We start from the raw sequence: 24,204 nt of genomic DNA, 5'->3' as shown, positions 1-24,204 counted from the left end.
TCTGCTGTAGATGATCGCGCAAATCGAGCAGCGCTGCAGCTTTGGAAAGATGGGGTTGCAGCCGGTCCCGCGCGCCCTATTCAGTCGCCCTGCCCTTGCGGCTGAATGCGCGCCAACATCGCCTTTCCGGTCTTGAAGTGTATGGCCTTCTTGGAAACGACCGGCACGGTTTCACCTGTCCGCGGATTGCGGCTCATGCGCGCGTCGCGCTCACGAAGGCTGAAGGCGCCAAAGCCACGAAGTTCAACCCTCCCGCCTCCGGCAAGATGATCCGAAATCGTCTGAAAGAAGAGCGAAACGAGTCGGTCGACATCCTTGGGGGGCAGGTCGGGATATTGTTCCTGCATTTTTTGCACAAGTTCAGACCTGATCATGGCAACGTCTCGCCCACTTCGCACGTCAAACAAGACCGGATATCGTTCCGCCGGACCGATTTCGGAGCGATTCTCATGGAAGATCCCGATATCCGGCTGGTCCGGAATGACAATGGCTCTACAGTCTGCCACGACGAAATAGAAGACCCAAATATTCGGCAAGCATTTAAATTGCTCGGCCAGGCAGTTCTGGCCGTGCGGCCCGACGGCATGCTGCCGCGGCAAGTCGCGTTCGTCATGCCGGACAAGAGCCGCTGTCGAGGCCCGCCCCAAGGTCAAGGCCTGCGCCTTGAGCGCCCGATGAATATTCTCTTCGCTTCAGCATGATATTGTCTCTACCTGGATGGCAGGGCGGATGAAACAGATCTGCGCGGCCTTTGCCTTGCCGAGAGCTTGACGGACAAAGACAGGAGGCTCTCGGGAAGCGAGCGGGGCGCGGCGGGCGCGCGCCCATCCTCTATCGTTCCCCCATGGACTGCGAGAGCGTCTTGGTGATGGGCTTGGTGAGATATTGGAAAACCGTGTTGCGTCCGGTCTTGATCTCCGCCGTCGCGGTCATGCCCGGCTGGATCTCGATGCGTTCGCCGCGATCGACCGGGTGCATGGACCGGGTGTCGACCGTCAGGTGAACACGGTAATAGGTGTCGGCGGGTTCATCGGGGCGGCGTTCGATCAAGGTGTCTGGACTGATGAACGTCACCTTCCCTTCGGCAGCGCCATAGATTGAGGAATCGAAGGCGTCGAACTTGACAGAGGCGCTCTGGCCCGAACGAATGAAGGCGATGTCGGAAGGGGAGACCTTCGCTTCCACAATCAGCTCCTCGCCGGTCGGGACGATTTCGAGAACCTCGTCCCCTGGCTTGAGGACCCCGCCCAGGGTGGTCAGGCGTACATTCTTGACGATCCCGGTGACAGGCGAGCGCAGTTCGGTCGCCGCATAGGCATCGAGCCTCTGTGTCAGCGACTCCTCGGCCGTTACCAGATCCTCCTGTGTTTTGGTAAACTCCGCCTGGAGTTCCGTCAGATAGCGGTTCTGATGGTTTGCGATCTGTCCCTGGACGTCGGACACGCCGCGCTGCATCCGCAACACTTCCGAGCGGCTCACGTCGCCTGTGTCGACCAGCGGCCTGTACATCGCCAGTTCCTGCTGGCTTAGCGAGAGCATCTGGCCAAGGGTGCCGACCGTCGAGCCAAGGGCCGCGCGGCGCTTGGCATATAACAGGCGCTGATTGGCCATGAAGGCAGGATAGGCCTTGAGTTCGGGCGGGAAAGTCAGGGGCTTGTCGAAAAGCTCCGCATCGATGCGGGCCATGGTCGCCTTGAGCGCTGCGACCTTGGCGCGTCCCTCCGCCACCGCGGCAGCCAGTTTCACCCGGTCAAGGGTCACAAGCAACTGACCCTTGTCGACATGGTCCCCTTCGCGCACGAGGATCTTCTCGATGACGCCCCCATCGACGCTCTGCACGATCTGCGTACGGCCCGAAGGGATCACCTGCCCCCGGGCTCGGGAAATCTGGTCAAGCCGCGCCCAGATCGACCAGGCAAGAAAGGCGGCGATCGCAAGGGTGCACAGCAGGATCACCAACTGCCCCATGCGCCTTGCCGGGACTGGGGATGGGGCGGTGGTGGGAAAAGATGTAGCCATGTCAGGCAGCTCCATGGGCGGCGGTCGGCGTTTGGGAAGAGGAGGATCGCAGGCGGGCCAGCACCTCCTTGGTCGGTCCGTCGAGCGCGACCCTTCCATTTTGCATGACGATCAGGCGCGAGACGATGCCAAGGAGCTGCAGTCTGTGGGTTACCATCACCAGCGTGCCGCCGGTGGCCTTGAGCCGCCCGTCGATAAGCCGCAACACCTGTTCCTCGGTCGCCGGATCGAGATTGGCGGTCGGCTCATCCAGAAGGAAGAGGCGCGGCTCTGCCAGCATCAGACGGGTCAGCCCGGCGATCGCGCGCTGCCCGCCCGAAAGCCCCCGTCCGCCCTCCGCGATCGGCAGGTCCAGGCCGAGCGGATTGCCCGAGATCAGTCCTGCAAGGCCCGTCTGGGCGGCCGCCGCGAGGATCTTGTCGTCTCCCGGATTGGGAAGCCCCAGCAGAATATTGTCGCGCAAGGAGCCATTGATGAGCCGGACATCCTGGGGAAGATAGCCGACATGACGCCGCAGGACGTCGCTTGCGACATGCTGAACGTCAAGGCCGCCGATGGTCAGCTGGCCCGAGGCAGGGGCATAGAGGCCCGCCATGAGCTTGAGCAGGGTGGACTTGCCCGAACCGATGCCACCGATGATCGCGACCCGTTCTCCCTCCGCTATCGCAAGATGGGGCAGGTTGACGGTCTCGCGGGATCCCGGATAGGCGAAGATCACCTCCTTTACGCGCAGGGCGCCGCGCAACCGCTCGGGCCGCAGCGCGACCATCCCTTCCGGCTCGTCGACCGGAAGCGCCATGATGCCGTCGAGCATCCGTAGCGACGAGCGCGCATAGCTCCATTGAACGAGCATCGAGGGAAGCTGCGCCACCAGCGGACCGTTGACACGGCCGGCGATGATTGCCGCAGCGATCAGGCTGCCCGTTGTCATGTGACCTGCGGCCACCTCGACCGCGCCCACAGCCACGAGCGCCACATAGGAGATTTGCTGGAGCGTGGAGAAGATCGATCCGGTGACGCTGCTCCACCGCTTGACGGGGTCCTCATGCTGATGAACATCTGCCACAAGACGGTTCCAGCGGCCGAGCATGTGCCAATGGCCGCGGTTGGCCTTGATCGTTTCGGCCGCATCGAACGCCTCGACGAGCAGGCCGTTCTTGCGGGTGCCGCTTACCTGCGCCTTGTCCGTGTCGTTGCGGATCAGGCGAGCGAACAGGAAACCAAGAAGCAGCGCTATGGGAAAGCTGATGAGGGGCACGAGCGCTATGACACCGCCCAACGCCGCGATGACGAGGATGAAGAAGAGGGCAAAGGGCAGGTCGGCGACCAGGAAGATCGAACCGGCCGAAAGAATGGAGCGGACCTGCTCAAGCCCGCGCAGTTGCGCAGCCATGGTGCCCACGCCTGGAGGCCGCGCATCGAGGCGCACGGCCTGCGCACGGGCGAAGAAATAATCCGAAACTTCAGCGTCGATAGCCGCTGATTCCCTTTCCATCATGAGGGCCCGCGTCGTTCGCAGGGCAAAGTCGATAAGCAGGGCTATGATAACCCCCACCGTCAGTACCCAGAGCGTCGAGAAACTGCCTCTGGGGATCACTCGGTCATAGACCTGCATCGAGTAAAGGGAGGTTGCGAGCGTGACGAAGTTGACGATGATCGTTGCGAGCACGGCGGTCCACAGCATGGAGCGCCGCCGCATCAAGACCTGCCAGAATATCGCAAGCGCACTGCCGCCCTGCCCCTTGGGACGGCAATCGGGGATCGCGGGACGCAGCAAAGCAAGCCCGGACCGATAGCCAAGGATGGCTGGCCCCTCGATCGTGCGAATCCGCAGGTCGCCCGCGTTGATCCATTGCTCGACGATGACCCAGCCATGGTCGGGATGGTGATGAAGAAGCGGAAAATCCTCAGCGCCGGGCTTCGCCTCGAGCCTGATCGGCACCGGCCAGCCCAGGCGCGAGGCAAGGTCGTCCAGCGCGTCCTCGCCGCCCGGGAGCTCCTGCGCCACGGCCTCGTCGAATATCTCCGCAGGCAGGTCGATCGATCGCTGCCGGGCATAGGATGGCAGCACGCCAAGCAAGCTCGAAGTCATTGTTCAGTCCTCCCGGTTTGGACGGTCGGTTGCCATCTGCAGCTGCGCAGCAGAAGACGCGAGGACGTCGCCATCGCCTCGACTTCGGCGTCATTGGCGCTCAGTTCAGCCGTGATCGCTTCGCGAACGGCATTCATGACATCGAGCCAGGTCCGCCGACCGGCGGTAAACTGACGCTTGTAGGAGTCTGTCACGGAGATGGCCGTCCTGGTGGCGTCGCGCCCCGCAGCGATGCGCGCGCGCGTTGAAATATTCGAAACCATATCGAGTGCGACGGCTTCGCGCAGTTCCCGCTCGGCAACGCCGACCTGCAAGATGGCGGCGCTATGGCGAAGACGCGCGCCCTCATAGGCCGAAAGCTGGGACAGTCCGCCATTTGTCTGGGCGCGCAGCACCAGCCCGACACGCTCTCCGGTTATCTCGTTGGAGGAAAACTGCGCCGAAAGCTGGGGAAATATCTGGGCCTTGGCCACCCTGGCTTCAGCGTTGGCCACCGCCGCCTCCCCCTTGAGCCGGTCCCGCGTGGGATCGCAGGCGACCGCCTCATCGGCAAGGCGCTCGATCAGGGGATGGTGCAGGGCCGGATCATAGTCTGGAACGTCGCCCAGCTGCAGGTCCGCGCGCCCGACAAGCTGGATGAGCCTTTGCGTGGCGACCATGCGTTGCGCGGAGTTGACCGCTCGCTGCTGTTCGAGTTGCGCGGTGCGCGACTGCGCCAGATCAAGGTCGGACCTGGGACTGATCTCCTGTTCGACACGCCGGATGATGGTGTCGACGAGCAGCCGGTGCTGCGCGATGCCGCGGTCAAGAATCGTCGCGCGACGCGCCGCGCCGGCAATCTGGAAATAGCTCTCGACCACCCGCAGTTCGACGTCCCGCGTCGTCTCATCCACCTGGTCGGCAAGGACAGCCTGCTGGGCCTGCGCCTTTTCGATCGTCCCGGAAATTCTGCCGCCGGTCCAGACGGGTTGATCCACGATGAGGTTGGCCGCGAGGTTGCTCCTCGCGGCGAGATCGCTTCCACCGGTGAAACCGACACCCTCGAGCGCAATGCTCGGGAGCCGCAAATGCCTGGCGGCGCGGATGTCGCTGCGGGCCGCCCTCAAGGCCGTCCGCCCCGCGAGGATCGAGGGATAGCGCCGTGCAGCCTCGCGGGCCAGCCGGTCAAGCGGCGCAGGAATGCCCGAAGGCGCCTGCGACACCTCCATCGCTTCGGATAACCGGGGTCCATAGATTCTCGCCCGAGCCGGGGGCGGTTCAGGCGCCGCCGACGAACGCTCGCTCCCATTTTCGCCGGAAACCATGGCAAGGTCGCCAGGTCCCATGTCTTGCGCACGCACGGACGTTCCGGCCAGAAGAAGAAGGACGAGCCCCGCAAGGCGAGCGCCACGCCTGGCGGCACGGCCCCGCGGCGGCCCTTTCGACCGGGCAGCGTTCATGCCGCGCGGGTTCCATCGCCTGCGCCGAGCCTGGCGCCCAGTTGCGCCAAGGATTGCGCAAGACCTGCCAGCTGCCCGGCGGGCACCATGATCTCCCCGGCCGTCACCTCGTCACCGCTCGCATTGCGGTAGGACAATCCAATCCGGACCACGCCGTTGACGAGCGTTGCGCATTTAACCGAATCCACCAGCATCCTGTCTCTCCCTGTTTGGTCCGCTCCACATGAACCCCAGCTCCTGCAAATGACCGCAGCGCGCACCCGCTCAGGAGCAGGTACGCGTCTGTCCACGGCCCGGTCTTGCGACCGAGCCGTGGACAGGGCTCACGCCCGTTGTAAGGATCACCGGATCGATGCGGCGCGAGGGCGCCCGCATCGATCTCGAAAGCTTTACGCCATGTTCAGTGCGGTGAAGTCCGCGTTGAACTGGCCGTAGCCCATTGTCGTGCTCGCGGCATCGACCACAGCGCCGCTAAAGACGTTGCTTCCGTCAATCTCACTCACGCCGGTCAGAACGATCTGCAGATCATTGCCGTCGAGCTGGCCGTTATTGTCGATGTCGAACCACAGGACATGATTGTCCTGCTGGAAGACCACATCGATGTCGCCATCGCTGCCCTGGACCGCGCCCTGTGCGTCGCTGAAGTTGGCTACGTTGCCGACAAAGTTGATCGTCAGACCGTCACCGCCTGCGATGCTGCGGATATCGATGAGGTCGTGGCTCTCAAAATTGTTGATGACGTCGCGCGCGGTCGAGGGTGCGCTTTCATTGGCGGACGCATAGTAGAAGATGTCCGCGCCGTCGCCGCCATCGAGAATGTCCGCGCCGGCCCCGCCATAGATACGATCCGCGCCTGCGCCGCCCAGGATCGTGTCCACGCCATCGTCGCCGCGCAGCAGGTCATCACCGGTCCCGCCATCGACCATGTCGTCTCCCAGGCCGCCGGCAAGACGGTCGACGCCCTCCCCGCCGAACAGCTGGTCGTTTCCGGCGCCGCCGCTCACATCATCATTGCCATCTTCGCCATAGACAATGTCATTTCCGGCTCCGGCGGTCACGGTATCATCGCCATCACGCGCGTTGATGACATCGGCCCCGCGTCCCGTCACGATCACGTCGTCGGCTGCGCCTGCGGTGACCGCATAATTCGCGTCGTCATTCGTCGAGTTCGTGACCGACAGCTTGAGCACGTCATCGCTGTCGAATGCTTCGGCATTGACCGTGAGCACGCTGCCCTCGCTCTGCAGTTCGCCGAGCTTGCTGTCGAGCCTGATCGTCGTGCCCTGGTTGCCATCGAACTGGCCCAGACCGGGCGTCTTGTCGAAGATGATGGTCTCGATGTTCGAGATGGACGTGGCCACCGCCGTGGTCCCGGTCGAGCGCAGCTGGAGAACGTCTCCGTCGACATTGCCGCCAATCAGCTGATCGTTGGCGTTGAAGCCGGACGTCGCGGCCATGAAGGTGAACGCTGCGGAAACAGCTCCAGCATCGATGTCGTCGTTTCCACCCGAATTGGTCAGAAGATCGATCGTAACACCGCGGCCAAAGCCGGCGTCGAAGATGACGTCGTCGCCATTGCTGCCGCCGATCACCGTGGTAAGGCCCGAGCCGCCGGCCTCGCTTCCCAGGACCGCATTGAGCCGGTTGTTCCCGGAGAACAGCCCCCCTCCTGCAACGGTCAGGACCTCGACGCCCGACACTCCGCGATAACCATCATCGGTGATGAGATTTCCAACATCGCCGCCAATCTGCCGGATCGAGTCCGTTCCGCCGCCGCCGGAGAAGGTCACCGTACCGCCCAGGTCGTTGCCGGAGATGAAGAGATTGTCATCGCCGTCCTGGCCCGAGAAATTGATGTTGTTCTGAATATTGCCGACGCTGTTGAGCTTCATGACGTTGGTCTCGACGCCAGCGCCCGCGCCGATGATGTTGAACGCATAGTCCGGGTCGTTGACGGTGCCGATGAGGGGGCCGTCGATAACCACGGTGACGCTGTCATCGCTGTCGGTGATCCTGGAGGCATCGACCGTGATCGCAGTCAGCGAGCCCACGGCGCCATTGCTGAAGGTGAGGCTATGATTGTCGACATCGGCAACGCTGGCATTCCGATCGCCGTCGGTCGAGAATTCGTAGAGCTCGATGCTGGTCACATTATCGAGATTGACCGTTGCCGTGACCGCGCCGCCGCTGTTGTCCAGTTCGATCGTGTCGGTGACGCCGTCGGCGATCGCCCCGCCCGAGATGACATCCTGGGAGGTAAGCTCATTGCCCGAGACAATGACGCGGTCCTCGCCTGCACCAAGGCGCAGATTGTTGTTCCCGGTACCGGTTACGACCACGTCATCGAAGGCCGTGCCCACCACCTGGTCATGGCCGCCGGCGCGCAGGTCGAAGGTGAGCGCCGAGCCATATTCGGCCGCGTTGATGTCGCTCCTGCCCGACGCGCTCGACACGACCGTGGTGATCCCTGAGCCGCTCGCGGCCGTGCCCAGCACCGCGTTGTTGTTGGTGGTGATCTCGAGGGTTTCGATCGAGCTCACGTTGGTGAAATCAGCGTCGGCATAGTGGCGGCTGCCGATCTCGAGCCGGTCCTCGCCCTCTCCTCCGTTCACCGTGTCTGCCGCGGTCAGATTGGCGCCCGCGTGGAAGACATCGTCGCCTTCCTCGCCCAGCACCGTGTCGGTGGCAGCCCCAAGCGTGGCCTCGTCATCGCCCGCGCCCAGTTCAATCCGGTTGACGCCGCCGAGCGTCACGACCGTGTCATCCCCTTCACCGGTCAGTGCCGAGTTGGTCCCGCCTGTCAGCGTGATCGAGTCCGCCCCGGCATTGGTCCGGAAGATGCCGTCGCCGGTACCCGAGACGATCACGTCATTCGCGCTGCCCGTGGTGACGTCGAGCGCATAGGCCGAGACGCCCGAAGCATTGAGGCTGACGGTTTCCGGTGTCTCGAACGGGTCAACGCTCGAGCTGCCGCTCAGGGCCGCGCCGTCGATGGTGAGCGTGCCGTTAGCCGTGGGGGCATTGTCATTGTCGATCGCCAGGCTGTAGGCGTTGCCGGAGCCATGCGTACCGCGCGCCGAACCGAGATTGATCTGTTCGAAACCGCGGAACTGGCTCGCCGTCGAGACGGTGGTGTTGCCGCTCAGATTGAGCGTGTCACGCCCCTGCGAACCGCCGCCGCTGCCGTCGGCATTGAGGTTGTCGGCGTCGGTAAGGCTGGCGTCGCCCTGCATGTTGACGGTATCCGCGCCGCGACCGGTCCGGATGGTGTCGTTGCCGCCCTTGGCGAAGACGGTGAGATCCGAGGTGAAGGTCCCCGCCTGAAGGACATCGCTGCCCGCATTCTCGGCGTAGACGGTCACGATGCCGGCGCGCTGAGCATAGTTGGTGCCAGCATCATCGCCCTGGAGCGTGGTGGTGCCGGCAGTCTCGATCCGGAGCGTCTCGATGCTGCTCACGCCATTGAACTGGGCGTCCACGAGCCCCGCATTGACGCGCAATGTGTCGGTGCCTTCACCGCCGTCCACTACGTCCTGGGCAATGCCCCCGATGACGCTGGCGTCGAAGCCCGCCAGACCCGTCACGACGTCATCGCCTTCGCCTGCATCGACGGCGTCACGCCCGCCTGCGCTGATATCGATGAGATCGTCGCCGCCAAGGGTGGAGATGGTCGCGTTGCCCGCCCCGTCTGTCACCTTGTCCTGGCCGCTGCCGCCGGTCACCACGGGCGTGTCGCCCGCCAGGCTGCCGGTGTTCACCTCATTGGCGCCGTCTCCAAGGTTGATGACATCCGAGCCACCATTGCCCAGGACCTTGTCATCGCCTTCACCAGTGTCAATGATGTCGGCAAAGGCGCTGCCCGTGAAGTCGTCGACACCGCTCGAGCCGGTATACTCGACCGAGCCTGTCGCCGCGCTGGCATCAAGCGTCACCTTGCCGGCGGATGCTCCGGCGTCGATCGTCCGGATCGTGCCGTTGAGCGCCGCGGCGATATCGATGCTGCCGCCATCGCGCGCGTTGATTGTCAGCGAGCGGATATCGGTGTCGAGCTGGGAGATCGTCGATGCGCTCGCATTGGTTTCGAGCACGAGGTTTTCAATGCCCCCGTTCGCGTCGCCCACGCTTCCGATGCGCACAAGTCCCGCGTTGGAATTGTCGAGCGTCAGCCCGATCGTGTCGTCCTCGCCGGCGACCGCCGCGTCCTGGAACTGGACGGTCGTCGCCGCCGCCGCCGGATTGGTCAGGTTCTCAAGTTCGACATTGGCAAGCTCGGTCACCTGGTTGAAGGATACAGCCTGGGAGCCGTTGCTGACGCGCAGCGTGTCGATGTCGCGGGAGCTCGACAGGTCCAGGGCAATGCCGCCAAGCCCGTCATTGGTGACCTCGACCGTCTCGACATTGCGAAGCTGAAAGCCGCTATAGGTCGAGCCTGCGGACGCCCCGTCCACCGACAGGCGAAGCGTGTCGCTCCCGCCCGCGCCATCGATGCGGTCGCCTGCATTGAGCGTGTTGTTGAACGCTTCATAGATTTCGTCAGCGCCCGTACCCAAGATGATGTCATTCTGGGTCGTAAGCTGCTGGCCAAGGTCATCGTTGATGATGGTGCCGGTCGCGTTGACGGGCGCATCCAGACCAGCGCCTGTGAAGCTCAGAACAATGGTTTTGTCGCTTTCCTGCGCCACATCGCCATTGACAAGCACGGTCACCGTGGCGGTCGTCTGCCCGGCCGCGAAGGTGAGGGTTCCCGAGACCGGCTGGAAATCGGTGTTGGCCACCGCGCTGCCCGCCGTCGTGGTCGAATAATTGACGGTCACGGGCGCATCGGGTGCGCGATCGAGGCTGACGGTGAAGGTCAGGGCCTTCGTCCCGGCATTCCCCTCCGCTACCGACGGCGCATCCGCGGTGAGGATGAACGGGGTCTCCTGGGGCGTACCATTGCCCTGGCCGTCGCCATTGGTGCCGTTCTCGACTTCCTGCGCCGCGCCCTGGCCGATCGCCTGCGAGCCCAGCAGAACCTGTCCGTTGCTGATCTGCAGCGCGCGGGTCGCATCGGCGAACTGGATCGTGATACCGGCGGTGCCTGCCGGCAGGATCAGCGTGGTCTGCCCGTCGTCGCTGGTCAGCGTCACCTGGGTGTTGGACCGGCTCACATTGTAGCCGCCGGCGTTACCGGACAGGATGATGGTATCGCCGCCGCGGTTGAACGAAGCGTCGAAGGTGAAGATGCCGGTGCCGATCGTGACGATCTCTGAACCGTTCGAGCCAGTGATGGTCGAGGCCCCGCTCGACGAGAAAGAGGCTGACTCATTTTGGAGGAATAAACGTGCCATGATGGTGCTCCCTGGATTTTGCGATCAGCCGAACTGGAAGAAGTCGAAGCCGACGGCCTTTTCGGCCGATGCTTCATCGAAAACGAGGACATTGCTGTCCTGGACGACGCCGACGATGGAGATGTCGTTCACCGCTCCGCCAGCACTTTGATAGGAGATGAAGATGTCCGTGCCGTTGGACGAGAAGTTGAAATCTCCACTCGCCGCGTTGGTGACCAGAATGCGATCGTCAGAGCCAAAGCCCGTAATCTGGACATAGTCGGGGACATCGGCATCTTCGGTGAAGGTCGCGGCGATGCCTGCGGCATCGAACACGGCCTGGCTGTTGAGATTATTGTCGGTATCGATGTCGAGATTGCTCGTCTGGGCCGGAGGCGGCGGCGTCGTTCCGCCATCGCTCGCGGCCTGGAAGAAGTCGAAACCGACAGCCTCCTCCGCCGAGGCTTCGTCAAACACGAGGACGCCACTGTCGCGCACGGCGCCAACGATCGTGATGTCATTGGAGGCGCCGCCCGGCGTCTGATAGCTGATGAAGATATCATCCCCATTGGACGAGAAATTGAAATCGTCCGGGTCGGCATTGAGCAGGGTGATGCGGTCATCGGCCCCGAAATTGCGGATCTGCACGAAATCGGGCATGTTCGCGTCCTGGGTGAAGGTCGTGGCAAAGCCTGCGCCGCTGAAGAGTGCGACCGTATTGAGATTATTGTCGGTATCGACGTCGAGGCTGATGGTCGTTGCCGGCTGGGGCGGGGCGCTCGTGGTGAAGAAATCGAAACCGACAGCCTTTGCCGCCGAGGCTTTGTCAAACACCAGGACGGACGAATCCGTGACGACGCCATCGAGCTCGAAGAGGTTGATCGCTCCGTCAGCGGTCTGATAGCTGATGGAGATATCCTGACCATTGGACGAGAAATTGTAATTCTCGATAGGCTCGTCCACCTGGATATAATCGTCGCTGCCAAAGCCCGTGATCCAGGTGCTGCTGGGCTTGTCCGCGCTATCGTCGAAGCGATAGTCGGTGTTGCTTGCATCGACCAGGAGAGGCGTGGTCGGGTCGCCGTCACCGCCATTTTCCAGCTGGTCGAGCGCGTCGAGATCGACGATGTCCGGCTGGTTCACGACCGTGATGCTGACCGTTTGCGACGCGACCCCGCCCTGGCCGTCGCTCGCCGTGAGGATGAAGCTCGCCTGACCATGGAAGTTGGCGGCCGGAGTGAAGGTGATGCTGCCGTCGCTGCCGATGTTCGCAGTGCCGTTCGCGATATTGTCGACCGCATAGGTGAGCGCGTCGCCATCGACATCGCTCGCCCCGGGCTGGAAGGAGATGGGCTGATCCTCGTCGGTCGTGAGAGACCTGGTGGCCGAGCCGAACACAGGCGCATCATTGACCGGCGTGACCGTCACGTTGACGGTATAGCTGGTCGAGGCCTGGCCGTCGCTCACCGAGACAATGAAGCTGTCGGTGCCGCTGAAATTGGCATCGGGCCGATAGAAGGACTGCCCCTGCTCATCGGTCACGATCCTGCCATGCTCCGGCGCGGTCGCGATGGTGGCGACAAGCTCGCCTTCGGGCGTATCCACATCGCTCGCGTCGATCACGAACGCGACCTGCGCGTCTTCGCTCGTCGTCAGAGACCGGCTCGCCGTCGGTTCAATCGTGGGCGCGTCGTTGACAGCGGCAACATTGATGGTGACGGTCTGGGTCGCCGTGGCGCCGCTCGGATCGGTTGCGGTCAGCTGGAAACTGGCGACGCCGTTGAAATCATCGTCGGGCGTGAACACGAAGCTGCCGGGCGTCGTCCCGACGGCAACCATCCCGTTGGTCGCTCCTGACACGCTATATGTGAGCGCATCGCCATCGATGTCCTGGGCGCTCGCTTCGATGGTAACGGATTCGTCCTCGCTCGCTTCCACAGCCAACTCCGCCGAGGCGAAGACAGGCGCGTCATTGACCGGCGCGACAGTCACATTGACTGTTTGGTTCGCCGTGCCGCCGTTGCCATCGCTTGCAGTCAGGACAAAGCTTGCGTCGCCCGAAAAGTCCGCCGTCGGCGTGAATGTGACACGGCCATCCGCACCCACCGTCGCGCTTCCGCCCGTCGCGGCGGAGACGGCATAGGTCAGCGTGTCGCCATCCACATCGCTCGCGCCAGGCGCGAAGGACATCGCCTCGTCTTCGCTGGTGGTCAGAGAGCGGGTCGCCGATGAAAATGTCGGCGCGTCATTTTCGGCGGTCACGGTCACATTGACCGTCTGGGTCACCGTGCCGCCGTTGCCATCGCTTGCAGTCAGCACGAAGCTTGCGTCGCCCGAAAAGTCCGCCGTCGGCGTGAATGTGACACGGCCGTCCGCACCCACCGCCGCGCTTCCGCCCGTCGCGGCGGAGACGGCATAGGTCAGCGCGTCGCCATCCACGTCGCTCGCGCCAGGCGCAAAGGACACCGCCTCGTCTTCGCTGGTGGTCAGCGAGCGGGTCGCCGATGAAAATGTCGGCGCGTCATTTTCGGCGGTCACGGTCACATTGACCGTCTGGGTCGCCGTGCCGCCCTTCCCGTCCGAGACGGTCACCTCGAAACTGTCGGCGCCGTTGAAATCAGCGTTCGGCGTATAGACAAAGGCGCCATTGTCGCCGCCTGTCACCGTGCCGTGGGCCGCTTCTCCAGCGGTGTAGGCAAGAGCATCCCCGTTGGCGTCGGTCGCCGACACGCTGATGGTGGCGGCCGCATCTTCCTTGGTCGTGACTGTCTGGGTCGCAGCCGAAAGCGCGGGCGCGACGTTCGGACGTTCCTCCGATCCACCGTCGTGTTTTCCGCCACCGCCGCTCGCGGCCGCCGCGATGCCGGCGCCGCCCAAGAGGACACCGCCGATGATGAGACCGGTCGAGAGACCTGCGCCTTCGCCAGCAGTCTCGGCGGCCGCCGACCCATCCTGCACCGTCTCATCTTCCGCCGGCGCGGCCTCGGGCGCCGCGCCGCCTGTCATTTCCGCATAGGCTCCGGCATCGCTCGCCAGCATCGCGACCTTCACCGGCTCCGGCCCGCTGCCACGAGCCTCGGCATCCTTGTGGACATCGCCCGCAGCGCCGGGGTTTTTGCCTGCCGCGGCGCCAGCGGCCTTAACGGCGACGAATTTCGCTGCGCCCTGCCCTTCAACGGTTCCTTCACGAGGGTGACCCGCGGCTGGAGCCTTGGTCGCCGGATTGGCCGGCGTGGGCTTGGTCTTGGCCATGTCGATTTCCTTCTAGCGATTGGTCGCGCCATCGCGACCGGCCGGAAGTATCGGCCAGTCGCGATGTCGTAAATTCTACATATGGGAGATTACAGTCCGACGTTAACGGGGCTTAGGCCAGCGATCCGCCACCCTCGCACCCATCTTTTCATCCATCTGATGTTTCAATCGGCACCCGTGACACCAATCGATACCTCCCATTCCATACCGATTCACTCATATGGTTTCGGATACTTGCTTAATGCTCATTGGAATGAGTGACTTCCCCTAAATTGGGGATGCGAAAATTTTTTTCGAGTTTAATCAGATGGGCAGTCACAACTCCCTCCGTTCAACCGTCGTGCGCTCGTGAGGGAGGCAGATGCACGCATTCCATAATCGAGAGGGGCCATTGGTGCAGAAGTCCATCATCGATCTCATCTACACCGCCGCAATCGATGATTCGGCGCTGTCTGATCTTGCGTCGGCGATCGTGACCCATCTTGGCGGGGAAGCCTGCTGGTTGCGGCTGATGGGACAAGGCGAAACAACCACCCTGTTCGGCCATGAATTGCGCAAGGTCTCGGCCCTCAATGCGCCACAAGGGCTTTCTGCGGGCGGTATCGAGAATATCCGCCGCCCCACGCGCATCTCGAGCTTTCACAGGCAGCGATGCAGCGCGGCGGACGTTCACTGCCTGAGCGCGGAATTTCTCGTCGACGAGGGACATTATGCCTTTTGCGTTCACCGTGCGCGCGAAAGTCCGCCCTTTGTCATGACCGAGCAACGGCGACTTCAGGACCTTTTGCCTCATCTCAAGCGCGCACTGGCGACGCGAAGCCGCTTACGCACGCAAGGACGCCGCATCGAGCAGCTCGAAACCCTGCTGGGGCGAACCCATCCGCTCTTTCTTGTAACCGATCGGCTTGAAGTGAGGTGGATGGCGCAGAATACATTCTCACCTCTGGAGTCCATCTGTCTCGCCGAACGAGGCCGTTCGGTCGTGCTGGGCGCGACCGCGCCCGATCTGCAGGCGCGGCTGGTCCGGGCAGTCGCGCGCGCGACCCAGGACGAGAATCCACAGAGCGACATCATCGAGACGAGCGGCTGGATAGCCTTCGTCGATCAATATCGGTCGAGCGAGAGTCACCAGTTGGCTACAATCCGGTTCATAGACAAGCGCGAACACCAGCGGCGCGTTATCGCGCTCGCGCAACAGCGTCACGACCTCACCAGAGCCGAGACGGCCCTGTGCGTCAGCCTGATCGACGGCAAATCGCTTCAGGAACATGCCGACGGGCACGGGGTTCAAATCTCGACCGTGCGATCGCATCTCAAGACCTTGCTGGCCAAGACCGGCACGAACCGGCAGGGCGAGCTGGTAGCATTGCTGGCGCGCTATTCGGCGGCGACGCATTGAGGAACGACACTGGATCGGCAAGGCCAGGGAGGGAGGGTGGAGATCGGCGCAGCTTTCCACTGGCTTTGTCCGGCTGACGATCCCCTCCTTTTCCTCCTGACATATTTTAGCGCCGGGCAATCAAGCCGGTACAACCGGACATCGCGCCAGCATGCGGCTGTTTGCCTGGGGTGCGAGAGACGCTGCCGGCGCAAGTTCGCGCAGTCGACGGGCGGGACGTCGCGCTGGGTGGGGCAACGGACCGGCCCGGATACGCCCGACCATTCAGCAGCGTTACATGTGGTGAAGCCGGTTGCCGGATCGATGCGAGAGAACGCTCTTCTGCCCGCTATGTCAGGAAGGTTCTCCTGCGCAGAATATGCGAGAAGGCGAGCCGGTGCATGAATTTAGGTCATCATGGAGGCGATCATAGCGGTCCATACCAGTTGTCATCTTCCATCCGGACGTGATCCTCACATGGTCGGACCATCAATCCTTACCGACGACTTTAGAGGTAGGCCGATGAACCCGGTCCCAATAGAGTTTGCGTATATGACGCCAACGCCGTCTCTCAAATGATGTCAGGGGCGCACGCCTGATCCGTAACTGAATATAGCTGGTTGCGGCATCAGAAAGACCGTAGCGAGCGATCACATCCTGCAGGCGCAGCTTCGCATCATTTTGCCATCCGACATATGCTTCTGAAAACCATCCAAAACGCCTGAAATATCTGTGCGCCATCAATTGCCCCTCAAGATAGACGCCCTCCCCCACGGGAAAAGCCAATTGGCCAAGCATGCCTCCGCACGAGGCATGATCGGCCTGTACTCCAAGGACTGCCACTTTCCGGGCTTGACGAACTGTAAAGAGGCCTTGGGGAGCAACGCTCGACGGCCTCTGTCCAGGTTCCCCGGTATCGGGCACCTTCTATGGAGGACCAGGTCTTTTTACGCCACTCACCTCTCACCTAATGACATGCCACGGCTCATCCGGCCGTTCGCCAGCCAGACCTTCTTCAGAGCAAAGCCTGATCAAGGAATCGCTGGATACATGCCCGTTGAATACTACGAAGTTGCGTTTAACGCGTTAATGTAATCTTATCAATGCGTCATTGGCGGAATTATTGCGTGGACAATCCTGTATGATTCCTTATAGGATGGCGCAGGCTTGGCGATGCATATCTCGCCCAGCACCTGAGGCCGGCACGTGGGTCGCACCGCCGAATCAGGGATCCCGGCGTCATGACCTGTGGCGTGAAAGCAAGTGTGGCGCCGGGATTTGAGCAATGTTGTCCCATGCTTTCCCGCGCGATCCGTGGAGATGGCTGCAACGTCGCCCTGCCGGGAGGAAGCGGACATCCCTGCACGAGCCGCGAGTCTGAAGCTCTCATGCAGCGCTTTCTTGGACGATCGCATGGCGGCCGAAACCGGCCGGGCACGGCTTTCTCTTCAAATCAACGGATCATCGCGGCCCGTCGCAAGGGGCTTGGCTTCACCTCATCCCATTCCGCCGGCCGAAACCGCCGGTCCTGGAGCGGAAGGATCGGACGGGGCACAAAGATGGAAACGCCCCTTTCCTGCCCGCTTGGAGTCGTACAATGCAGCGTCGGCGCGAACCGAAAGCTCATCGAAATCCCTCTCGTCGCGGGTCGCGATGGCAATGCCGACACTCACGGAAATCTCGAGAAGATGGCCGTTGACCGCATAAGGCGCGCTCAGCTGCTTGATCACGCGGCGTGCCAGCATGGTGGCTTCATCGACATGATGGATGCCTTCCTGGACGACAACAAATTCATCCCCGCCCAGCCTTGCCACGGTATCCTTCGATCGCACGGAGCCTGAAAGACGCACCGCGACCTCGCGCAGCAGGAGGTCTCCCACAGGATGGCCATAGCGATCGTTGACGCTCTTGAAGCCGTCGAGATCGAGAAAGTGCAGCGCTACCGATGCCTTTTCGGCAAGGCTGGTCTCCAGGCTGCCAGCGAAACGCTCCCGCAGCAGGAGCCTGTTGGGCAAGCCGGTAAGGGCATCCTTTCGAACCAGATGGGTCAGGTCATGCCTGGTTGTCAGCTGTTCCACGGTCGAGCGGTACAAATGACGGACGGTCTCTATGCTAAGCGCCGTCACGACCGAAACCAGGACGGCTTCCACGAAAAAATATTCGGCGTGCCACTCCTGGCCTATCTGACCGCCTGCATGGACCGCGAGCGCAACGATGGCCGGCGCAGCCGCCAGAAGCACGCTGGGGACGCAGATCAGCGGGCGACAGGATATGCGCGCGACCGTGCCCGCGCCAAAGGTGAAGACAAGGCTGACGACGACCATATGGTTAAGGGGCGCATGGCTGCTCAGCGCGGCAACGCTGAGCGCGCCCAGGAGCGCGGCGGAAGCATAGCTCCCCCACGCATAGCGCGCTTCCCATCGCTCCAGTTCGGAAAGCGCGGTCACCTCCCCGGCAGTCCGGCCCCTGAAGGCCTGGAACAAGGCGAGCCGCGCGCAAGTCGCCGCGATCCCGGCCGCGGTGAGGGCTGCCAGGAGCCAGCCGCCATGCTCGAGCGCCATCAGCGTGCCGGCGGTTGCAAAGAGCACGCCCATTCCTGCTACGGGCACATCCATGGCGAACAGCGCGGCAACCATGTCCCGATAGACAGGTTCGGGCAGAGAGGCTCCCATCTGTCTCCTGGCCCATCGCCGGGCGAGTGAAGGCCACCGCGCCAACCGGCGTTTCACACGTCTCATTCTATCCTTCCACCCTCAAGCGATCGGCGCGAAGCTTTAGCACCCCGTATAATGATGCTCCTTGCGGGACGCTCCCGCAGGCTCCAGGCAGCCGACAGGGCATGACAACAACCATCATCGCCTTTCGTTCAGAACAAGAATGCGGGCAGCTGATCGCTCAAGATGAAGAGCGCGTAGAAAACCAGCCAGGCCCCTGTCCCGGCCAGGACAATCGTCAGCAGCTTCTGTCTTATGGATAAGCGGCGATCGGGAAGCGGGTCCTCGGCTTTCCCATGGGGGGCAGGGTTCTTCAACATATCACCTGACTTGATTATTGTGGGCGGCAGGCCCGGCTCGGATTTCCCCGTCATTTAGCGCGACGCGGAACTGGCCGGAGGCGCCATGGCCTTCCGCACAGAATGTAAAAAAGGGCAGGACGCGGTCTTGCATGACAGCGCGCCCATAGAGCTCACACGGCCCTGCCACGACGAGGAAACAGGAGTAAGGAATAAATTGATCATCATGCATCTAATCCTTCATTCCGAACGTTCCCTATGGCTTTCGCGAGAATTGAATATATAGCCACAAGCATCGAAAGGGAATGTCATGCGTTCAGATGCCGCCAATCTTCTCGAGCGCCTTGGGCGCCGGGATTTTCGTTATCGCGAATTTACCGACAACTTCGCCGATATGGAACTCTGGCCCATCTTCGAAGCGCTGCTGACCGACGAGCGCATCGTGGGCAAGCCCCTTTCGCCCCTTGCGGCACGAAATGTCGAGGACAATGCCAGCCTGTCCGAGGCGCCCGCCGCTCCTCCAGCCAGCCCGCCTCTATTCTCCCGCTATGCGCCGCCGCAGCCCCTCGCGCCCGCGGGCGGGCGCGAGGGGCTGGGCGTGTTTCTCAGGCGGCTCTCGCAAGATGACCTGCAGGGTAGGGGCTGATGCCGCTTATTCTTTGCCATTCCCCCAAAGGCGGCACGGGCAACAGCTTCGTGGCGGCGCATCTGGCCATGCACCTGGCCGCCAAGGGGCATGAAGTCGTTGCTCTGGACTTCACCTATCAGGACGCGCTCAAACTGTCTTTCGGTTTGCTCCCGGGCCAGGCGCTCGCCCCCTATCAGGGCGCACCCGGCAGCGGCCTGGCGGTCGCGGGGGTCGAACTGGCCTCTGCCTGGGGCGCAGCGCGCGATCCTGGCTTTGCCACCGCGCTCCGTGAGGGACGCTCCCCATTTTCCGACCGCAAGGTCCACATTGCAGATGTCGCGGCTGGCGATCGGGACATGAAGGATCTGCTGGAGCCCCATGCGCTGCTTCGGATCTGCACCCTGCTCCCGCAGCCCGCATCGCTCGCCGCGCTGACGAAGGTCCAGGCGGACACGCCCGCGCTTGAGCTCACGCGCACCCTGTTCATTCTCAACCAGGTTGACGACACGCATCGCTTTTCCCGCCACACGCACATTTTCCTGCGCGAACTGCTGGGCGAGCGGCTGCTCGGGAGCATCCGCCGCGATGAAGCGGTCAACGAGGCGGCGGCGATGTTCGAGCCGGTCAGCAAATATGCACCGGCGAGCGCGGCGTTGAGCGATCTCGCCACTGTCGCGGGAGAGATCGAGACGCGCGCGGGACTGGAAGGCGGGACGGTCGAGCCGGCATGAAGAAAATATTGTCGTCACCGTTCCAAGGCGCGATGCTGCTGTGCGCGTGCCTCCTCACGCTGGTCGTGATCGCGGTGCCTCTCGATCTCGAGGCGCAATGGCTGTTTGCCGCCATCACGATCGCGGGCGCCATGCTCCTTGGCCGTTCTGACGCGCGCAAGGCGACACTGACGCTCGCTATCCTTTCGATCCTTGTCTCGACGCGTTATATGTTCTGGCGCACGACGCAGACGCTGGAATTTGGCACGGTGCCCGAATTTTTGCTGGGCGGTGGCCTCTATCTTGCGGAAATCTACGCCTGGGCGATCCTGCTGCTCGGCTTCCTCCAGACCAGCTGGCCGCTCAACCGTCCGGTGGTCGAAATAGAGGGCGAGCCCGAGCAATGGCCCTTCGTCGACGTGTTCATTCCGACCTATAATGAAAGCCTCGCGATCGTTCGGGACACGGTCTTTGCGGCGATGGACATGGATTATCCGGCAGACCGCTTCCGCGTCTTCATCCTGGACGATGGCCGGCGCGCCGAGTTCAGGGCGTTCGCACGGCAGGTGGGCTGCGGCTATCTGACCCGGGCGGACAATCTGCATGCCAAGGCAGGCAATCTCAACGCCGCGATGAAGAAGACGAACGGTAGCCTGATCGCCATCTTCGATTGCGATCATGTGCCCACCCGCGCCTTCCTGCAGATGACCGTGGGCTGGTTCCAGAAGGATCCCAAGCTCGCATTGATGCAGACGCCGCACCACTTCTACTCGCCCGACCCCGTCCAGCGCAACCTGCGCACCGTCGAGGATCTGCCGGGCGAAGGCGATCTGTTCTACGGCCCGGTGCAGGGCGGCAACGATCTTTGGAACGCCACCTTCTTCTGCGGTTCGTGCGCGATCATCCGCCGCGATGCCCTTACGGAAACCAACGGCTTTGCCGGTGAAACCGTGACCGAAGACGCCCACACCGCGCTCAAGCTCCAGCGCATGGGCTGGAACACCGCCTATATCGGGGCGCGCCTCTCGGCAGGCCTGGCAACCGAGCGGCTGGTGCTGCATATCGGCCAGCGCATCCGCTGGGCGCGCGGCATGACCCAGATCATGCGGATCGACAATCCGCTGCTGGGCCGCGGCCTCACCTGGCAGCAGCGGCTCTGTTATCTCAACGCGATGCTGCATTTCCAGTTTCCGCTGCCGCGCATCGTCTTCCTGACCAGTCCGCTTGCCTATCTCATCCTTGGCCAGAACATCATCCATGCGTCAGCCTCGATGATCTTCGCCTACGCCGCGCCGCATCTCTATTGCTCGATGGTATCGGGCGCCCGTGCGCAGGGTGGCGACCGGCGTCCTTTCTGGGGCGAGATCTACGAGACGATCCTAGCCTTCCACCTTGTGCCAGCGACCGTGCTGACGCTGTTCAACCCGCGCAAGGGCAAGTTCAATGTCACCGACAAGGGCGGCCTGCTCGACCGGACCTATTTCGACCTGCGAACGGTCAGGCCGCATCTCATCTGCATCGGGCTCATGGTCCTTGGGATCGCACTGGGCTTTGCCAAGCTTCTCTTCTTTCCGCACCTCTTCAACATCCAGGCCGACACGCTCGTCCTCAATACCGCCTGGGCCGTGTTCAGTTTGATAACGCTGCTGGCCGCGGTTTCCGTCGCGCGCGAGACCCGCCAGGCGCGCGAGCATATCCGCATCGACGCACAGGTGCCCGTCACCCTGTATCTCCAGGATGGGCATGTCTTCGACGCGACGACGGCCGACCTGTCGATGGGCGGCGCGGCCGTCACCCTGCCGCCCGAGATATCGCTGCGCGACCGGATCGTCACTCATGTCTCTCTCCCCATGGGAGACGAGAAGCTCACACTCCCGGTCGACACCATTCGCGCCGAGGGCGGCCAGGCCTTTCTTCGTTTCCAGCCGCTCGACATGACGCTTTCGCGGCACCTCGTGCGCGCCATTCTGGGACGGGCCGATGCGTGGCAGCAGGCCGCCCCCACGCCCCCTGTTTCGGGCCTGCGATCCTTGTGGGATATCATCGTGGTTGATCTTGTGACCTTGAAGCGCCTGTTCCGGCTCAACCGCAGCGAACGGCGCGCGGCGAAACGCCGGCGCGCCGCCAGCGCGCCGGCCCTGCTTCTCCTTGGCTGCCTGCTCGCGGCGCAGCACGATGCGCGGGCGCAACCTGCCGCACGCACGCCGGCGGCAACGAGTGCGAGCGCGACTGGGACGTCTGCCGCACCTGGCCGATATCAACAGCGGCTCAGCTTCAAGGACCTCCAGGTCCAGTCCCCGATCCGCCTTCAGGGCACGCGCGGAGAGATCGGGATCCCTTTTGGCGTTCGCCGGACGGACGTGGTCGCAAAGGCGGACCTGACGCTCAACCTGTCCTGGTCGCCCGCCATGCTGGGCGACCTTAGCCAGCTTGTCATATTGCTCAACGGCGAGGTGGTGCGCGTCCTGCCCCTGCGGCCAGGCGATGCCCGCGGCCAGACGATCACCATGCCGGTCGACCCGGCCCTGTTCCTGCCGGGCGACAACCGCCTCAACCTGCGGCTGCTGGGTCATTATACCCGCGATTGCGAGGATCCTTTCCACAGCTCGCTGTGGGCCAATATCAGCCATGTGCGGTCAGGGTTTGACCTGACGATGCAGACGCTCCCCCTCGCCCCTGACCTGGCGCGGCTGCCCGCGCCCTTTTTCGAGCGCCATGACAATCTGCCGCTGCGCCTGCCCTTTGTCTTTGCGTCTACGCCGGGCAATGGCGAGCTCGAAGCGGCCGCCAGCATCGCATCCTGGTTCGGCGGCATGGCGAGCTATCGCGGCTTTGCCTTCAAGCCGCTGTTCAACCAGCTGCCGGAGGGTAATGCGATCCTGTTCCTGCTGGGCAACCGGCGCATTGACGGCGTCGATCTGCAGGCCAGGGGGCCATCGGCCGCCGTCATCCGCAATCCGCGCGATCCCTTTGGCACGCTGCTTGTCATCATGGGCCGCAACACCCAGGAGCTCAAGCTCGCCGCCGCCGCGATCGCCAGCGGCCGAGGCGTGTTCGCCGGCGCGCAGATGGCGTTCGATACGGTGCGCATTCCCAGCTATACCCGTTATTCGGCGCCACGCTGGATCCGGACTGACCGGCCGGTTCGTCTCGGCGAGATCAGCAGCGCCCAGGCGCTTGAAGGGCTGGGTCTTCCGCCCGGCCCCTTGAGCGCCCGTTTCAGGATTGCGCCCGACCTGTTGTTCTGGCCACGTCAGGGCGGAAGGCTCGACCTTCGGTATCGCTATCCGGATGCCGACTGGCTCGACAAGCGCGGCTCGCGCCTCGACGTCTCGATCAACAATCAATATCTTCGCACGCTTTCGGTGGCGGGCGGAAACTGGTGGGATCAGCTCTTGCGCGGCGAAGGCGCGACATCGCGCGATGGCCGGGCCTCGGTCGTGCTGCCGCGCTACAATCTCTTCGGCCAGAACGAGCTCATCTTCGATTACAACCTCATCCTGGCGAACAAGAAGAAGTGCGAGGGCACCCTCCCCGACAATGTGCGCGTGAGCATCAGCCCGACAAGCACGATAGACCTGAGCAAGGCCTATCACGCCCTTGAAATGCCCAATCTCGCGACCTTCGCGGGTGCGGGTTATCCTTTCACCATCATGCCCGATCTCGCCGAGACCGTGGTGATCATGCGCCGCCAGCCCTCGGTCGGCGCGATCGAGGCATTTCTGGGGCTCATGGGGCGGCTCGCCGACTCAACCGGGCTGCCCGCAACCGGCGTCTCGGTAACCGACAGCGTCAATCCTCCAGCTCTGGAGGGCAAGGATATCCTGGTGATGGGCGCGTCCACGCTCGCCGGTTCCGAACTGTTCGGGAAAGCCCCGGTGCGCTGGCGAGACGGCGCCCTGCAGGTGACCGAACGATCCCCGCTCGAAATCGCGCAAGGCTTCTTCGCGCGCGGCGCAAGCAACAGCCCCCAGGACGCGCAGCAACTCATCTACAATGCGCGGGGGTTTTCAGGGATCGTAAGCTTCCGCTCTCCCTTTGACAGCGCACGCAGCGTCGTCGCCCTGCTTGCCGACGATCCGGCCGCGCTACCTCAACTGGTAAGTGGCATGGCCAACACGAAAATAAACGCCCAGATCCAGGGCGATCTTGCCGTGACCGATGGCGAGGGCATGGCAAGCTTTGCCATCGGCCCGCGATATTGGACCGGCTCACTTCCCTTCTGGATGCGCATCGCTTACTGGTTCAGCCAGCATCCGATCCTGATGGCAGCCGGCGGGCTTGTCGTGGCGCTGCTCCTGGCGGGCCCGGCCTATCTCTATTTCGCACGGCAGGCCAAACGCCGCCTCGAGGGTGGGAGGTGA

The 24,204-nt window shown here is 63.1% G+C and carries 14 protein-coding genes; 5 read left to right on the top strand and 9 right to left on the bottom strand.

The window, feature by feature from the left end; genetic code table 11:
* Nucleotides 1-80: 80 nt before the first annotated feature.
* The 7 genes from LDB29_RS25660 to LDB29_RS25630 all read right to left on the bottom strand — a co-directional run bounded on the left by LDB29_RS25660 (nt 81) and on the right by LDB29_RS25630 (nt 14,111).
* Entirely contained in the window at nt 81-374 is a 294-nt protein-coding gene (locus tag LDB29_RS25660) for an HU family DNA-binding protein (protein WP_257558512.1), read from the bottom strand.
* Between the two features lie 457 nt (nt 375-831).
* Nucleotides 832-2,019 carry an HlyD family type I secretion periplasmic adaptor subunit gene (locus tag LDB29_RS25655; protein WP_257558345.1) on the bottom strand — a complete coding sequence of 396 codons (1,188 nt, stop codon included), beginning with the start codon at nt 2,017-2,019 and terminating at the stop codon, nt 832-834.
* 1 nt (nt 2,020) lies between these two features.
* On the bottom strand, nt 2,021-4,111 hold the full coding sequence (locus LDB29_RS25650) for an ATP-binding cassette domain-containing protein (protein WP_257558344.1): 2,091 nt from the start codon (nt 4,109-4,111) through the stop codon (nt 2,021-2,023).
* Complete coding sequence (locus LDB29_RS25645) at nt 4,108-5,313, bottom strand: TolC family protein (RefSeq protein ID WP_257558343.1); 1,206 nt, start codon at nt 5,311-5,313, stop codon at nt 4,108-4,110. The genes LDB29_RS25650 and LDB29_RS25645 overlap by 4 nt, the downstream gene beginning before the upstream one ends.
* 233 nt (nt 5,314-5,546) lie before the next feature.
* Complete coding sequence (locus LDB29_RS25640; protein ID WP_257558342.1) at nt 5,547-5,744, bottom strand: hypothetical protein; 198 nt, start codon at nt 5,742-5,744, stop codon at nt 5,547-5,549.
* Nucleotides 5,745-5,939: 195 nt separating this feature from the next.
* On the bottom strand, nt 5,940-10,880 hold the full coding sequence (locus LDB29_RS25635) for a Calx-beta domain-containing protein (protein WP_257558341.1): 4,941 nt from the start codon (nt 10,878-10,880) through the stop codon (nt 5,940-5,942).
* Nucleotides 10,881-10,904: 24 nt separating this feature from the next.
* Entirely contained in the window at nt 10,905-14,111 is a 3,207-nt protein-coding gene (locus tag LDB29_RS25630) for a tandem-95 repeat protein (protein WP_257558340.1), read from the bottom strand.
* Between the two features lie 394 nt (nt 14,112-14,505).
* Between LDB29_RS25630 and LDB29_RS25625 the strand changes: the two genes are divergently transcribed.
* Nucleotides 14,506-15,510, top strand: coding sequence for a helix-turn-helix transcriptional regulator (locus LDB29_RS25625; protein ID WP_257558339.1), 1,005 nt, complete (start codon nt 14,506-14,508; stop codon nt 15,508-15,510).
* A 468-nt stretch (nt 15,511-15,978) separates the two neighbouring features.
* Here LDB29_RS25625 and LDB29_RS25620 read toward each other — a convergent pair whose 3' ends face one another.
* Nucleotides 15,979-16,287, bottom strand: coding sequence for a hypothetical protein (locus LDB29_RS25620; RefSeq protein ID WP_257558338.1), 309 nt, complete (start codon nt 16,285-16,287; stop codon nt 15,979-15,981).
* A gap of 698 nt (nt 16,288-16,985) precedes the next feature.
* The gene (locus tag LDB29_RS25615; RefSeq protein WP_257558337.1) at nt 16,986-18,161 is read right to left on the bottom strand and encodes a GGDEF domain-containing protein; all 1,176 of its coding nucleotides are present in this window, start codon (nt 18,159-18,161) and stop codon (nt 16,986-16,988) included.
* Between the two features lie 167 nt (nt 18,162-18,328).
* Between LDB29_RS25615 and LDB29_RS25610 the strand changes: the two genes are divergently transcribed.
* The 4 genes from LDB29_RS25610 to bcsA all read left to right on the top strand — a co-directional run bounded on the left by LDB29_RS25610 (nt 18,329) and on the right by bcsA (nt 24,204).
* A complete protein-coding gene (locus LDB29_RS25610; RefSeq protein ID WP_257558336.1) occupies nt 18,329-18,466 on the top strand; it encodes a hypothetical protein in 138 nt (45 codons plus the stop codon).
* Between the two features lie 346 nt (nt 18,467-18,812).
* On the top strand, nt 18,813-19,148 hold the full coding sequence (locus LDB29_RS25605; RefSeq protein WP_257558335.1) for a hypothetical protein: 336 nt from the start codon (nt 18,813-18,815) through the stop codon (nt 19,146-19,148).
* Complete coding sequence (locus LDB29_RS25600; RefSeq protein ID WP_257558334.1) at nt 19,148-19,861, top strand: cellulose synthase operon protein YhjQ/BcsQ; 714 nt, start codon at nt 19,148-19,150, stop codon at nt 19,859-19,861. The genes LDB29_RS25605 and LDB29_RS25600 overlap by 1 nt, the downstream gene beginning before the upstream one ends.
* A 32-nt stretch (nt 19,862-19,893) precedes the next feature.
* Nucleotides 19,894-24,204, top strand: a complete 4,311-nt coding sequence (gene bcsA / locus LDB29_RS25595; RefSeq protein ID WP_257558511.1) for a UDP-forming cellulose synthase catalytic subunit — start codon at nt 19,894-19,896, stop codon at nt 24,202-24,204.

Origin of the sequence: Sphingobium sp. CFD-2 (genome assembly GCF_024611135.1) — a bacterium.
Taxonomy (GTDB): Bacteria; Pseudomonadota; Alphaproteobacteria; order Sphingomonadales; family Sphingomonadaceae; genus Sphingobium; species Sphingobium fuliginis.
This window is presented reverse-complemented; position numbering and strand designations above follow the sequence as displayed.